This window comes from Rhizobium gallicum bv. gallicum R602sp, from assembly GCF_000816845.1.
GTDB lineage: Bacteria > Pseudomonadota > Alphaproteobacteria > Rhizobiales > Rhizobiaceae > Rhizobium > Rhizobium gallicum.
Window position 1 is genome coordinate 2,124,143 of the sequence record NZ_CP006880.1, and the last position, 13,654, is coordinate 2,137,796.

General features: G+C 58.8%; 9 protein-coding genes and 3 pseudogenes. 4 read left to right on the top strand and 8 right to left on the bottom strand.

All coding sequences use genetic code 11. The features are described from left to right. Positions 1–212: 212 nt before the first annotated feature. The gene (locus RGR602_RS33130; protein ID WP_040116150.1) at positions 213–3,803 is read right to left on the bottom strand and encodes a hypothetical protein; all 3,591 of its coding nucleotides are present in this window, start codon (positions 3,801–3,803) and stop codon (positions 213–215) included. Positions 3,804–3,917: 114 nt separating this feature from the next. Next, positions 3,918–4,145, bottom strand: coding sequence for a hypothetical protein (locus RGR602_RS33135; protein WP_040116151.1), 228 nt, complete (start codon positions 4,143–4,145; stop codon positions 3,918–3,920). Between the two features lie 796 nt (positions 4,146–4,941). Between RGR602_RS33135 and RGR602_RS33140 the strand changes: the two genes are divergently transcribed. Together RGR602_RS33140 and RGR602_RS33145 are read left to right on the top strand one after the other, a co-directional pair. Continuing rightward, positions 4,942–5,556 carry a LysE family translocator gene (locus RGR602_RS33140; RefSeq protein WP_040116152.1) on the top strand — a complete coding sequence of 205 codons (615 nt, stop codon included), beginning with the start codon at positions 4,942–4,944 and terminating at the stop codon, positions 5,554–5,556. A gap of 445 nt (positions 5,557–6,001) precedes the next feature. Continuing rightward, positions 6,002–6,616: a LysE family translocator gene (locus tag RGR602_RS33145; RefSeq protein ID WP_040116153.1), complete on the top strand. Its 615-nt coding sequence runs from the start codon at positions 6,002–6,004 to the stop codon at positions 6,614–6,616. Between the two features lie 68 nt (positions 6,617–6,684). On the opposite strand, the pseudogene RGR602_RS39045 reads toward RGR602_RS33145, so the two are convergent. Further along, positions 6,685–6,827: pseudogene (locus RGR602_RS39045) on the bottom strand (LysR family transcriptional regulator); the annotation flags it as partial. Between the two features lie 484 nt (positions 6,828–7,311). Here RGR602_RS39045 and RGR602_RS33155 point away from each other — a divergent pair. Next, on the top strand, positions 7,312–8,106 hold the full coding sequence (locus RGR602_RS33155; protein WP_040116155.1) for an ion transporter: 795 nt from the start codon (positions 7,312–7,314) through the stop codon (positions 8,104–8,106). Between the two features lie 575 nt (positions 8,107–8,681). On the opposite strand, the pseudogene RGR602_RS36735 reads toward RGR602_RS33155, so the two are convergent. The 3 genes and pseudogenes from RGR602_RS36735 to RGR602_RS33170 all read right to left on the bottom strand — a co-directional run. Further along, positions 8,682–8,828: pseudogene (locus tag RGR602_RS36735) on the bottom strand (conjugal transfer protein TraH); the annotation flags it as partial. 333 nt (positions 8,829–9,161) lie between these two features. Then, positions 9,162–10,544 (bottom strand): MFS transporter, encoded by a 1,383-nt coding sequence (locus RGR602_RS33165; RefSeq protein WP_040116157.1) that lies wholly within the window; start codon positions 10,542–10,544, stop codon positions 9,162–9,164. Positions 10,545–10,782: 238 nt separating this feature from the next. Then, positions 10,783–11,730, bottom strand: coding sequence for a dihydrodipicolinate synthase family protein (locus RGR602_RS33170; protein WP_040116158.1), 948 nt, complete (start codon positions 11,728–11,730; stop codon positions 10,783–10,785). Between the two features lie 164 nt (positions 11,731–11,894). On the opposite strand from RGR602_RS33170, the gene RGR602_RS33175 reads away from it, so the two are divergent. Then, on the top strand, positions 11,895–12,926 hold the full coding sequence (locus tag RGR602_RS33175; protein WP_040116159.1) for a LacI family DNA-binding transcriptional regulator: 1,032 nt from the start codon (positions 11,895–11,897) through the stop codon (positions 12,924–12,926). A 78-nt stretch (positions 12,927–13,004) separates the two neighbouring features. On the opposite strand, the gene RGR602_RS33180 is transcribed toward RGR602_RS33175, so the two are convergent. Continuing rightward, positions 13,005–13,169 carry a hypothetical protein gene (locus tag RGR602_RS33180; RefSeq protein WP_052451878.1) on the bottom strand — a complete coding sequence of 55 codons (165 nt, stop codon included), beginning with the start codon at positions 13,167–13,169 and terminating at the stop codon, positions 13,005–13,007. Between the two features lie 168 nt (positions 13,170–13,337). Next, positions 13,338–13,652 (bottom strand): annotated as a pseudogene (locus RGR602_RS39975) (nucleotidyl transferase AbiEii/AbiGii toxin family protein); the annotation flags it as partial. Positions 13,653–13,654: the final 2 nt, after the last annotated feature.

Genomic DNA, 13,654 nt, shown 5'->3' on the forward strand with positions numbered 1-13,654 from the left:
GCGCGCCGCTTCCTCCGCGACAGGCACGCCGAATCCAAGGCGCACTGCCCTATCCTTAGCCGTGCGTGGGTTATCCCCGGTTTTGTCTCGGATTTTCCGGTTCGGGCGGCGGCAAGGTTCGCCAATCGTCTCTGAAGCCAGCCTTTGTGTTTCCGCCGGCAGCGCCCGTCCGCGACGGTGGGCGCTGCAGGCCCCGACCCGTTTATGGGCGCTTAGAGATAACCCTTTCGTCTGAGCCACGCCTTCAGTCCCTCGGTGCTGCGCGGCTCTACGTACGAGGCAAAGGCATTTTCATGCATCAGCGTCCCGTCCGAGGGTTGGTACCATAATGGATCGTCGCTCGGCAGCATCGCATCCTCCGCGGTAACCTTCTTCTGCGGCATCCACCACTGGCTGCCGTCCCAATACATTGTCGTCACGGAATCCTCGTAGCGCTTGCGCTCAGCGTTGTATGTCACCGTCGGGTAGTCTGACAGATCCACCTTTGCTGGATCGACCGGAAGCTGGAGATATTTCAAGTCGTCCTGCGTCGCCGGCAGCTTACCCTTGCCATCGGCGGTCATGTCGCGAATGGTTTCGGACAATTCGGTCGCCTGCTCCGGCGTCAGCCGATTGAAGAGCTGGCCAAGACGTGCCCGCGTATATCCCTCGGCGCCGTAGGTCCCCGTCAGAACAGCGTCGGCACTGCGCGTCCCCTTGTCTCCGCCCATCAAATGTTCATCACCTGGGAAGACCGTCTGCAGGATGCCCATGACCCCTTCATCGAGAAGATCATTGTGTTCCGCCAGGCCCTCGGCGACCTTGCGATCCTTCACGCCGAACATCACCTGGATCGCGTCCGCATCCGCCTTGTCATAGGTATGGGAGGCATTATAGGCGCTTCGGCCCTGGACAATACCGGCGCCGGCGAGCTGCAGCACTGCCGCAACGCCGGAAATCTTCAGCGGACCGAGCCGGTTCATGAGCCGCACCAGTCCGTTGTTCGCCGCTTTGGCTTCGAGCGCACCGGCTCCACCAGCGGCTGCGAACATCGCATCACTCACGGTCGCAATGCCGTAGCCCGTCGCCTTGACACCATCGGCCTTGTCTCCGACGATCCAACCTGTGCCCTGCATGATGGCGTTGCTAAGATCCGCTCCGACATAGAGCGCGTCGATGCCAGTGCCACGAAGGAAATGCCCCGAATTCAACGCGCCGCTCCAGACTTTCTTCTGGCTTGATGAGAGACCGCTGCTGTTAACGCGCTCCTTGATCGCGTCGATCCTCGCTTCTGCCGTCGTCGGGACGTCAGGGCCTTTGCCAAGGATTATCTTGCGGGCGTTCGGCATCAATGCGGTCTTCGCCGCCGTCATCATCATCATGGTGTGCGGCACGTAATAGACCATGTCGTCGCCGGTCGTGCCCAGCGCGTCGAGATTGCGCCCGAACAGGATCGCGCTGCCTCCTCCCGAAACCCTGTTGATAACATTGGTCCCGACATTGAGCCTCTCCATTTGCTGGATCTGGGTCCTTTCGGCGTCGGTCGCTTGGATCCGGCCGGCCACGATATCCTTGAGGCGGCCCTCGCCGATCTTCTCGGCCACGTCTTTGACGTACTTCTTGAGGTCGGGATTCTTGTCGTCCCCCTTCCCCTCGATATACTTCGTGACGGCGTCCTGCTCCGCCTTGCTCAAGCCAGCCCCACCGTTTGCGAAAGCGGATTGGATTCGGTTCTCCGCAAGCGCCGTGTGGATATCGCCAACACGGCCCTTGAGCGTTTCGGTAACCGCAAATGTTGCGAGCGCACGCGCCGAGCGCTCCACCCAGATCGTGCCGGTAGCGGCAGGATCGGCGCCCTTTTCCACATTGGCGTAGGGATCCGGACCTTCGTTCTTCGGCATATCCGGAAGGCCCTTCATCGCCTCGCTGATCGACTTCGATTTCGTCATCATGATGCCGGTGCCGAACAGCGACGGTATCGGCGCCTCGGTATTGAGGCCATCGACCTTGTTGAGCGGCGTCTCGTAGATCTTTAGGGCGAGATCGATGCTTTCCTGCTGCTCCCAGAGCTGCTGGCGGACCTCGCCGTCCTTCGCCAGATCCTTGGATTTCTGCTTGTTCTCCGGGCTAAGGTTGTCGATCGCCTCCATGTCGCGGGCAAGCTGCGTGGCGCCCGAAACCGGCTCGTCGCGTTTGACGCCATTCCAGCCGGACAGGCCGTGATAGAGCTCGTTGTAGGCCGTCGTTATCTTCTCGTCCTGCGCCTTCGAGACATTGCCGAAATTCTCGATGCTGCGGCGGACCGCCCATTGGGCGTCGGAGTTCTGCTCCAGATATTCATTGTAGCCAAGTTCGCCCTTGCCCTTCAGATCGTCGCTCTTCGCACTTCCGAGATCGGCCGTGCGGGCCGCGATCGCGGTCAACAGCGTCGTGCCGCTGCCCTTTGCGTCCTCGCTGCTCAAAATGTCAAAGATCCGCTGATGCGACAGCACGTTGATGGAGCTGCCGGGCAGATCGGTATTCATCTTGTCGACGAGGCGATTGGCGATATGGTCGACGATCTCCTTGCCGGCACCAGCTCTCTTGCCGTCGCCATAAAGAATGTTCTGCGAGGCAACAGCGAGATCCTGCACAGCCTTGATCTTTGCCTTGGTGTCTCCGTCGAGTCCCGAAGCGGCGAAGCTGTCGATCGACTGGTCGATCATCTTGCGGACGCGAGGGTCCGAGGCGATCAGCGAGCCGCTCGATTGATCGAGCAGCTTCTTGATATCTCCCGATGCCTTGCCGGAGGTATCGAAACTCGGAAGCGCATGGGCGCGGTCGGTCTTCTCGCTGAGCTTGGCGAGGAATTTCTCGGCGCCCTCGACGCCTCCCTTTCCATAGGCGCTTTCGAGATCGCGGACGTGGCGATCGACACGCACCTCCTGAAGCGCGTCCTTGATCCCCGACTTCAGAGCGGCGCCGTATTTCTCCGGGTCGCCGGCGGTGTAGCCCGCATAGATCGAGGCGCGATTCGTGAGCGCAGTGACCTGTGCGCCCTCCTCGCTGCCGGCGGCGCGGGCAACATCGATGAGTTGATCCTTTGTCTCCCTGGCGACCGCGTCATAGTCCTTCTTGTCGCCGAGGCTGGCGATGCGTCCGAGTTGATCGTCGGTCTTGCCGTCGGCCTTCCATTCCTTCTCCTTCATGTCGCGCACCTGATTGAGTGCCTCCATGAAGATCGGGTCGTCCGGTGCCCGCTCGGCGATGGGGCGGATGAGATCGCTCACCTCGCTCACGTCGAGCTTCTTGTCGTTGTTCTTGTCCGTGCCGAACTTCGGCGTTCCGAGGCTTTTTGAGGCCAGATCGACCTCCTCGGCGATCGCGACCACGAGATCGTCCTTCGCCTTGTCTCGATCGGTCTCGCTCTTGGCCTTGTCGCTGGCCGTGCCGAGTGCCGTTCGCTGCTTTTCGAGCAGGTCCAGCCGTTCCGGGCTCAGGACGAAAACATCGTCTCCCTGCTCCAGCGCCTTGTCTGCCTCTTTGCTCGCAGACGACCGGTTACCGAAAGCCTTCGGATCGAGCTCGGGTGTCGCCGCCGTTTGCTCGTTCAGCGCCTTGTTATCCTTCGGATCGATTCCCGCCTCCTCATAGATACGGAATGGCCAAAGCCCCGGCTCCACCTGGCGCTCGATGATGCCGGACGGACCGCCATTCCACGGCAGTGCGGGTGGAAACTCGTTCTTTTTGCCGCTCTTCGGCGTCTGATCGATGATCGTGTCGAACGACTTCGATGGGTCAGGACGTACGAAACGGTTGCGTGCGAAGAAATTGATCGAAGACATTAGCTATTCCCTGCTCCGTTTTTTGAAACTCGGATCGGCAAGAGTGCCGCAGAATGCAAATCAAAGGGCGGCGGTGCCGTCCTTTGAGAACGTCAGGACCTGGGGATGGGCACCCTAGTGGATGCAATATGCAGTGCGTGCATGGTCGCCGATAAAATTGTTCATGCGCTTGTCATCAATGGCTCTGTCATTTGACGCTTCCGATGACCATGAATGCTGCGTCAACGCGCAGAAAATCTCCCGCCAGGCCTTCGCCTGTTGCGGCGAGACATCGATTTCCCGGATGTTGTCGGCACTCTTCGGCCGAAACCCTTTGACGACGACCTCCAAAGTGAACGCCATGATTACCTCCCCTGCGTGCGTCGATCGTGGTGGAGTTATGCCTACTGAAAGGCGTTTCGTTTAACCGGCTCACTACTTTAGGCGTTCTCCATACGACGTGTTTGCAAAGATGAAAAGATACCACGATAACTATTAGCGATTGCAAATATATGGACATTTGAAGAATTCTACGCCATATAGTAGCATAATGGACGGATTGATCTCTCGTTTTCTACCCTGGCCCAAGTTTTGGCGAGCACTCCGCATCCGGTGGTCGTCAAGGGATTCCGTCTCGCCGTTAGCGGCTCTGTCTGCAACCTCTAGCAGAGTAACGCAGGCCGGTGGCGCACCGGGTTGGAGCTCTGTTCAAAGGAATGACGACGGTCGCGCAATGGCCTCGTGACTGCTGCTTCGATCTGCGTAGTCGCCGAAATGCCTTTCTTGCGAGGCGCACTTCTCCCAAGGCGCCGTCGAAGGACAGCCCGCAATGCGGGTCTTTGACAATACCGGCCCGATGGAAAAGCCGACGCATTTCATCCTGATCGACTGGCGGGGGAATTCGGATCGAGGCTATCCGCGACTTCCTGTTCGCTCCCTATGCGCTCGAAGCCGTCGATTGGGTAAAGCGGCTCTCGAACGGCACCATAGGAAACAGCATGATCATTGATCCTGCCGCCAAAGGATTTCGGCGATCTGGGTGGCGCACAGTCTACATACCGATTGCCTGAATGGCTGGCGGCATCTCGGTTATTGTTTGAACGGCGCCTTGTGCTAGATCTTTGTGCTGGTGACGTTGAAGAAAATTGGAGCTCGCAGAATGAGTGTCACTGCGCTTATCGCATACTGTCTTGCGCTTCTTTTGGCAGTCGCCACGCCCGGCCCCGCAATGTTCGCCGTCATTACGACCGGCGTAAGCCGTGGCACATTCTCCGCGCTCACCGTCGGGCTGGGTATAGCACTGAGCGACGTCGTTTTGGTCAATATCGCGCTTGCAGGCCTGGTCGCGATCGCCCAGTCCTTTTCCTGGCTTTTCACGGCGATGAAGTATGCAGGTGCGGGCTATCTCATCTTTCTTGGCTACCGCATGTGGAGGGCTGCAAGCGGGTTCGAGGCTCCGGAGGGCGTCCAGCCAGCCAGTGCCACGCGGCAGCTAGGATTGGGGGCTGCCATCGCCTTGGGAAATCCGAAAGCGATCCTTTTCCACGCCAGCCTTATGCCGCTAATCCTTAATGTGGGCTCGCTGAGCGCGTTCGACGTCGCAATCATCATGATGGTCGTCTTCGGCGTCAACACCCTCACCATGGGAACCTACGCGGTCCTTGCCGGGGCGTCTTCGCGATGGTTTCGCTCCGCGGGCGCGATCCGCGCCCTGAACCGGACCGCTGGTGGCGCCATGATCGGAACCGGAGTCCTCATCGCTGCGCGGCCATGAGGCGACCTGGCCTCCAACCGCCCACCTCCATCTCGCAGGCCTTTTTTCGCATCCTCACGGTCGTACAGATCCGTCTGGCATTGCCCGTTGGAACAAGGTGTAAGGGGCCTGGGGTGTTCCATCTAATCGTCGCAGGTTTTGAAGGTCCTGCGGCATGAGGTGCGATAGGTCTCGCCGACCTAACCCATTCGGCGCGACCCTCCTCGTACATCTCACTATAGCTCAACAGCGGAACTCGTCATCGACGATCGTACCGCCGGTCCTATCGTCAAGGGACTTCCCGAATTCCACCCGAAGACTTTTTGGCCAGCGCTGGTGTTCAATATTCCGCGGCGTCGGCCCTATCTCACCGATAACGAAACCGGATGATCAAGACTAGGTTGCCTCGCCCACAAATGCGCTCTACGTCAGCTCGGATTATAACTCCGTTAGCAGGTTCAATCAGATGACACTGTCCGGTTTCATTGCCTATTCTACCGCCTTGGCAGTCGCCGCCATCATTCCAGGCCCTCAGATCGTTGCGATCGTCGCACATGCCTTGAAAAGCGGCTACAGGCGCGCATTATGGGCAACTGCTGGCATGGTGGTGGGCGACGCGCTTTATCTTATAAGCGTTTTGGCGGGCCTCGCCTATATCGCTGAAACGTTCAGCGTACTCCTGATCGCCATCAAATGGGTGGGCGTTGCATATCTCTTCTGGTTGGCATTTCGTTTTTGGACAGCTCGCGAACGGCTACATGTCAACGACGAGGACGTTGATGGCGAAGGGCGCAGCGCCTTTGTCTCGGGGGTGCTGGTGACGATCGGCAATCCGAAATCCATCCTGTTCTATATTTCGATTGTGCCGACAGTGCTTAACATTGAGGATGTTACTTTTTGGGATGGAGCCACGCTCGTTTTCATCACAGCCGTCGTCCTGTCCGCGGCACAGTTTCCGTTCGCAATCGCAGGTGCTAGGGCACGTCGCTCCTTTCAGTCACCTTCGACGATGCGGCTCTTTAATCGGGGAGCTGCGGTCGGTCTGGGGGGCGCCGCGGTCTCGATCGCCGTCCGAAACTAAACCCTCCCCAGGAGAGGCCGACGCTCCAAAAACATTGCGGGGCGGGGTCGAGGATATAACGCCCTCTCGCAGCGCCCGTGGAAGCTCTCCCCTGCCCTGGCCAATACCACCATCCGGTCGAGCGGGTGAACAGCTGGCAGCCGAGTTCCCGTTCCAGGGCCTGCACATGGTTACAAAGCGCCGATTGGGCAGTCCGGCAGAGCGCGCCTGCAGGTCTTCAGCCTCGATGTCGTCGCGCCATGGGTTCCGGCACATTGCCCCAACCGATCCCCTCCTTCAGCTGCATATGCTTGACTGGCAGCCTAAGAGGCGGCATTTCGATCGAGCTGGCGCTGTCCTTGCCGACGACGCCCTTCAATTCGGCGCTCCTTGCGGCCACCTATGCCATCGTAATCTTCACGATCGTCGTCCAGGACTTTACGCTGGGAAGGGTTGCCATGCGAGCGTTGCAAGCACCCGTTCTCCCGCGCTTGAGATCTGCAAATGTGCTTAATGCGCGACGGCTGATGAGAGACTAGGAAGTGTCTTCCTTTCGCAATCGGGATCGCGCTGGCACTTAATCGGCGCCGGAGCGGCGGGATGGTTCGGACATACTGACAACCTGGGACCGTCCGCTTGGATGGGCGCGGGCTCGTCCGGCAAAGTAGATTACTTGGCACCTTGAGGATCAGCGAAGGAGGATCTACATCCCCCGCATGAAAATCTTTAATGCCGAGGTGGGCTCCCACCGCGAATCACTCCGGCACGCTCTTCGACGGCTCGAAAGGGCCGAGGGAGCACAGGCCTTCACCCTCCGGCTCATCTTCGCCGTGATCGACGTCGCCATTCTTGCCTTCTTCCTTCTCGGGCCGTACCTCCGTTCCGGACCCTCCTATTTGATCATCGACTACGCGATCGCGGTGTGGATCGCCGCCGAGATGGCCGTCCTGGCCGTCGCCGCACCTTCCGTCCGGAATTGGATCCGGCGGCCGATGACCTGGATCGATTTCGTGGTGCTGGCCACGCTGCTGCTGCCGGACCTGCTCTTCAACTTCGCCTTTCTGCGGATCATGCGATTCTGGGCGATCGGCAGAAGTCCATTGCTCAAGGAAGCGTTGCGCAAGGCCGGCTATTCCCACCTCCTCGACGTCGTCAGAGCGGTAATCAACCTACTCGTGTTTCTCTTCATGGCGACGGGTTTTGTCTATACGTCCTTCTTCTACAACAGGGAGGGCGGCGAAGGATTCGTCGATGCGCTCTACTTCACGGTGGCGACCGTGACAACGACGGGATTCGGCGATATCACGCTCCCGGGAACGCTCGGCAAGCTCACTTCCGTTGTGACGATGATCGTGGGCATCTCGCTGTTCGTGAGGCTCGCCCAGGCGGTTGTCCGGCCCCACAAGGTGACTTACCCTTGCCACCGTTGCGGTCTCCAGCGGCACGACGCCGACGCTGTGCACTGCAAAGCCTGCGGGGAAGTCCTCAACATCCCCGATGAGGGATCGTAAAATTACTTCTCTGGACGGACAGCGGCGTCGGGGTATGGCTGGCAGGCAAGGAAGAGGGCCGACGAATGCGGCAGCGGCCGAGGCCAGAATGAGTAAGCGAAACGAACCATGTGCGATCCTGCGATATGCCGGTGTCGTTTGGCGGCTAGTTGTAAGAATCCCGTTTCATTGATATCAAATAGTTAGCATAGCAGGAATTGAGAATTGGCGCTTAAATTGAGAAGAGCGAGCCGTTTGTACGTAAACTGAGGTCGGGCTGCGGCGTGTATTATGGCCGAGCATTTTTGAATTCTCCCTATAACTTTAGATATACTAATTGTAATCGCTTCCGACCTTGCATTTGGAGACCCCTATCTGCCTCCGACTTTCCCATATTTAAATGCCAAACTTCGCCGGAAGAGCCGCATTTTTATTAACGACCAAGCGACGGCCGTTGCAAAGACGTTGGGCCAGATTGTCTCAACGACAAGGACGAGGCTGTCGTTTTCCAGTTCGGGCAGGACATCGGGCACGGTAGGTGGGTGACGCCACGGCTATGATGTGAGCTGGCGCCAGTGTTCGGGCGACGATGCCCCCGTGCCTTTGCGGTGGTTTTGGCAGGCATCGACGAGGTCCTGCTTCAGATCCGCCGGTTCCTTGACTCCCACGCCAGCGGGATATTGAGTCAGCCCAACATGGACGACCGCCTGACCAGCGTGTTGCCGCACGATCGCCATCGCCTCAACCAAATCCTTTCGATAAGGGCGACATCGAGGGCGTCGCCGCTGATCCATACCCGGTACAACTGCGGCCTCTGACAGTATATTTTTGTAAGGAGGACCTGCTGTATGCGAGAATCGGTCGCACTACCAATTCCCCCATCAAAGACCCATCGCGCTGGATTTTTAAGTATTCCGGCTGTGAATTTCAGAGCGTCGATATCCGGGTCGGGAATGAATGTCCCTCGGCTTGACCGCCGGAGTTCGCCTACCAAGGAGAAAGAAGATCAAGGCCCGGTCGATCTTAAACCGAGCCTTCGATCCGTAAGTCTTTTTGATCGCTGACGTTTCAGGTTGTCACGGCGAAAGTTCCTCCAGGACCTGGCCCTTGGTCTCAACCGCAAAGAGGACCGTGACCAGGGCGCCAACCAGAAGGATCGCTGCGAAAGCGCCAAAGACATACTGGATGCCCATCGATGACATGACCCAGCCTACAGCGATAGGCCCCGCAGAGGATCCGAGACGCAGCCAGGCGCTGCCTGTACCCGTGCCAATGGCACGAAGACGGGTCGGGTAGATCTCTGCTGAATAGAGGTAGAGCGAGAAGGTCACAGTCTGGACGATGGCGTAGGCGAGACCGGCGAGGATCAGAACCTGGATCGGTGATGTCGCACCCAGCCAGGCGAGGATGACAAGCGGTATCGGCGCGATCAGAAGTGCACCCGTGTACCAGCGCTTGCGGCCGACTTTATCGATGAGCAGTGCGCATATAACGGCCGCGATCACACCGCCGATCGAAGTGACAAAGCCGTAGAAGATGCTGGTTTCAAGCGGCAGTTTGAACGTCTGCCGATAGAGGGTCGGAAGCCAGGTGATCGTTCCATTGGCAACCATATAGGCGCAGAACCACATGGCCCAGATCGACAGTGTGCGCTTGAGGTAGATGCCCTGGAAAAGTTCGCGCCAGTCGGATTTGCGGCGGACGGGGGCGGCCACGACTTTCGGCTCCGGCAGTTCCTTGCCGGCAGCGCGGGCACTGTTCTCCAACTTGGTGACGATGCGGTCGGCTTCCTCATAGCGACCGTTGGCGGCCAGCCAGCGCGGTGATTCATGGAGGAACCAACGCAGCGGGATCATGAGGATCGCAGGGACCAGGCCGACGACGAACATCGCCTTCCAGCCGTAGACCGGGACCATGAAGTAGCCGATCAAGCCCGCACCGACGAGGCCGAGCAAGAACAACACCTCATACAGCAGGAAGAAGCGGCCCCGCCCCTTCGAGCCGATCAACTCGTTGATATAGGCACTTGCAACCGGAACTTCTCCGCCGGTTCCGATACCTTGGATGAAACGAAATGCCATCATCATGCCGGCACCGGCCGCAAAAAGGCATGCGACGTCCATGCTGACGAATAGCAGGATGGTGAATAGCAGCACTTTGAGACGGCCGATCCGTTCGGCAAGCCAGCCAAAGCAAATGGCGCCGATCAACTGCCCTAGGTAGCCCATCGACAAGATCATTCCCGTCTGTCCCGGGGTCAAACCCCACTCGCGGACAAGAACCGGCATGGCATAGGCTATGGCGATGACGGTGTAACCGTCAAAGAACGTCGCTGCGCCGACGATATTTCGAGCCCAGAAGACCTCCCGGGTCACTGGTAGCCGTTCTAGGCGGGCGCTGATTTCAGCTTGGGTATCGACGGCCGGCGACGGCGCGGCCATCCGTTGTTCCATGTTCATGTTTCCTCCCTCTGCCTGGCCTGCTCTCCCGGCCCGGCGTCGAACCTACGCGTTGGATGTCTTAAACTTCGGGGACCTTTTTGGCATGGTGTCGCTGTGGATCCGGAAGGCATGGCTGTCTCATCGGCGAGTCAGGCACCAGCGTGACAGACGGTGCGACCGCGGCGCATCACTCCCCGATGCGCCCGCAATCCCCTCCCCGCAAGAAGCCCCGCTTAAGAGGCGGGGGCGTCCTCAGTCACTCAGCTGCCAGAAGCTGCTCAACCCGGCCGATGCCGGCAGCATCAAAGGCTGCAAAGATCTCCGCTTCGGCCGTTTCGCCGAGGTTCTTCAGCGGCTCGCGGATAGTGGCATGGTCAAGCACACCACGATGGACAAGCCCAAGCTTGAGGGCGACGGTGCCTTCCATATGGGAACCACGGTGGTAGACGGCACGGGTGACCGGAAGGAGACGTTCGAAGATCCGGCGGGCTTCCGGATAGTTTTGCGCCTTTCCTGCCTTGATCAGGTCGATCAGCAGCTCCGGTGTGATATTGCCGTAGCCGACAAGCAGGCCGTCGACATCGAACATGGTCGGCAGCAGCCATTCGTCATGGCAGCTCAGGATCTGCAGGTTCGGGTTGGCCTTCTTGAGTTCCGGAATCTCAACGTACCAGCGCTTCATGTTTCGAACGCCGTTTTTGGTGGCGACGACGCCATCTTGGGTCGCGATCGCAAGCTGGGTGTCGAGGTCGTAGGAAGCCTTGGTGGCATCCGGGTACTGGAACAGGATGCACTGCAGGCCCGATTCCTGCCAGATGGCCCTGTAGCGATCTTGCGGCGCGCCTTTCTGGAACCCGAAACGCAGCCAGCCATGGTTAGGATAGACAAGAGCACCCGTCGCGCCGGCAGACTTGCACTTCTTGGCTTCTTCAGCGGCGACCTTGGTGCCCTCGCCGGTGATGCCGGCAATGATTGGAACCTGACCATCGACGGCTTCGACATAGGTGCGGATGAGCTGCAGGCGCTCTTCCTCGGTCAGGAACGTGCCTTCGCCGGCATGACCAAGGATAACTAAGCTCTTGACGCCGTCCATGCCGGCAAGCCATTTGGCGATACGGGCATTGGCCGGATAATCGACCCCTCCGTCGCGGGTAAACGCGGTAACGGGTGCCGGGCTCAGGCCCCTCAAATCCATCGTTGGCATAGGTTGTCTCCTCCTTGATAGCCGCTGTCGCCTTCGTGATCAGCGATGGGATCGTTAACGGGAACGTTCCCACTATCGTTTCCGATTTTGCTGGAGTCAACATTTTTTTTGATGCATGCTTGGGAGCATTGATCGCGAGAGCGCCGTAAATGGAAAAAAGTGAAATGGATTCAAAGCCCGAAGAAGCGAACCGCCAGACACGGGTGACTATCCTCGACGTTGCGTCGGCTGCTGGCGTTTCAAAATCTACAGTGTCGCGGATCCTCGATGAGCGACTTCCCCGATCCGACAACGAAACCTCGCGCCGCGTCCGGAAAATCGCAGAAGACATGGGTTATGTCAGAGACGTCTCTGCGGCGAGCCTCCGACGCGGCAACACGATGACGGTTGGCGTGATCGTGCCCCGGCTGACCGATACCGTCATGGCAATGCTCTACGAGTCCCTGGCAAAAGCGTGCAGCAAAAGTGGCCGCTTCGCCATTGTCGCGACAACCGATGATAAACCCCAGGCCGACAGACTTGCTGCCGAGTCACTTCTGAAACGAGGCGTCGACGGCTTGATTCTTTCGACTGCACGCGAGGATGACGATTTTCCTGACGAGCTGGTTGCCCGAGGTGTACCTTTTGTCCTGGCGTTGCGTACGGATGGACGGAGCCTGTCTTCGGTGGGCGACGACAGGCTGGGCGGATATCTGGCGACACGCCACCTCCTGGACCTCGGTCATCGTCGTATCGGAGTAATTGCCGGTCCTTCATATGCCTCCAGCTCGCGCGGGCGCGTCGAAGGCTACAGGCAGGCACTGGAAGAGGCCGCCATCTCGGTCCGCGCGGATCGCATTGTGCCGTCGACCTTCGGGATCGACGCCGGAGCGGATGCGGCCCTGCAGCTCATGCGCCTCGAAGATCGTCCGACGGCGATCTTTGCCGTGAACGACAACACCGCAATCGGTGCTCTTTCCGGCCTGTCACGCCTCGGAGTATCCGTACCCAACGATGTCTCAGTCGTCGGATACAACGATATCCCGATCGTCAGCCATCTTCCGACACCGCTCACGACACTGCGCGTCCCCTTCGAGCAGATTGCGTCAAACGCTTTGGATCTGCTCACGAGCGGCGCCATTTCAGCTGACGATCGAGTCCGTATTTCGGCTCCGACCCTCATACCCAGAAAATCGTCCGCCAAGCCCAGATCTTGAACAGATCGGAACCCTCGGCACCTCATTTCTTGCGCCGGAGGTCAGGATTTGATTTCAGCGATCTAGCAATCAGCTTGGTCAGGAAGTCAGCGCATTGTTGAGGTCATGCAACCCGACCAGCAGCATCATGGGGTCGGACGGGGAAGGCAGAAAGCCAACCGCTTCGTAGAAGGCTCGTGCGTCATCCGAAATCGCATGCACCAAAACGCCGCGAATCCCAAGTATCTCGGCGGCGTTGATCAAGCGGGATATGAACCGCGGACCCGCTTATCAAGCGGCACCATGACGGGCGCCCGGCGAAGATATTCTCTGTCAATTTCAACCTTTTACCTGGCTGTCGGCCACAGGAGAAGCCGAGGGAATTTCTTCTCGCGAATTTGCTCTGTCGCTTTTTCCGACGACGTCCATGGCTCACCTTTGAACAGCGGTAAGACATGGGTCCAAATGACGCCGAACGCATGAATCGCATCGTCGCCCGTGAATTCTACGCCTGGCGGAAGCCAAGGGCGCGATGTCCTCTGTCAGGCTTTTTGTCAGCTTTTCAAGCATTCTTTGCTCCGCGTTCGCCCGCGAGATTACATTCTCCTCGAGCGAAAGGTAATGCTCGAAAGCAGCGACAAGCCGCCCCGCGTCGAGAGAAAGCTCGCGCCAACCTTCATGTAGATCAAAGAGATCGCGGTTCTTTCTCCGCTGCAGGAGAGCCCGGAGCTTTGTGCCAAACAGCTCTT

Bases quoted from the DNA above. Each gene is read 5' to 3' on its own strand.
- RGR602_RS33130 (WP_040116150.1), bottom strand. From the start codon at position 3,803: ATGTCTTCGATCAATTTCTTCGCACGCAACCGTTTCGTACGTCCTGAC.
- RGR602_RS33135 (WP_040116151.1), bottom strand. From the start codon at position 4,145: ATGGCGTTCACTTTGGAGGTCGTCGTCAAAGGGTTTCGGCCGAAGAGT.
- RGR602_RS33140 (WP_040116152.1), top strand. From the start codon at position 4,942: ATGAGTGTCACTGCGCTTATCGCATACTGTCTTGCGCTTCTTTTGGCA.
- RGR602_RS33145 (WP_040116153.1), top strand. From the start codon at position 6,002: ATGACACTGTCCGGTTTCATTGCCTATTCTACCGCCTTGGCAGTCGCC.
- RGR602_RS33155 (WP_040116155.1), top strand. From the start codon at position 7,312: ATGAAAATCTTTAATGCCGAGGTGGGCTCCCACCGCGAATCACTCCGG.
- RGR602_RS33165 (WP_040116157.1), bottom strand. From the start codon at position 10,544: ATGAACATGGAACAACGGATGGCCGCGCCGTCGCCGGCCGTCGATACC.
- RGR602_RS33170 (WP_040116158.1), bottom strand. From the start codon at position 11,730: ATGCCAACGATGGATTTGAGGGGCCTGAGCCCGGCACCCGTTACCGCG.
- RGR602_RS33175 (WP_040116159.1), top strand. From the start codon at position 11,895: ATGGATTCAAAGCCCGAAGAAGCGAACCGCCAGACACGGGTGACTATC.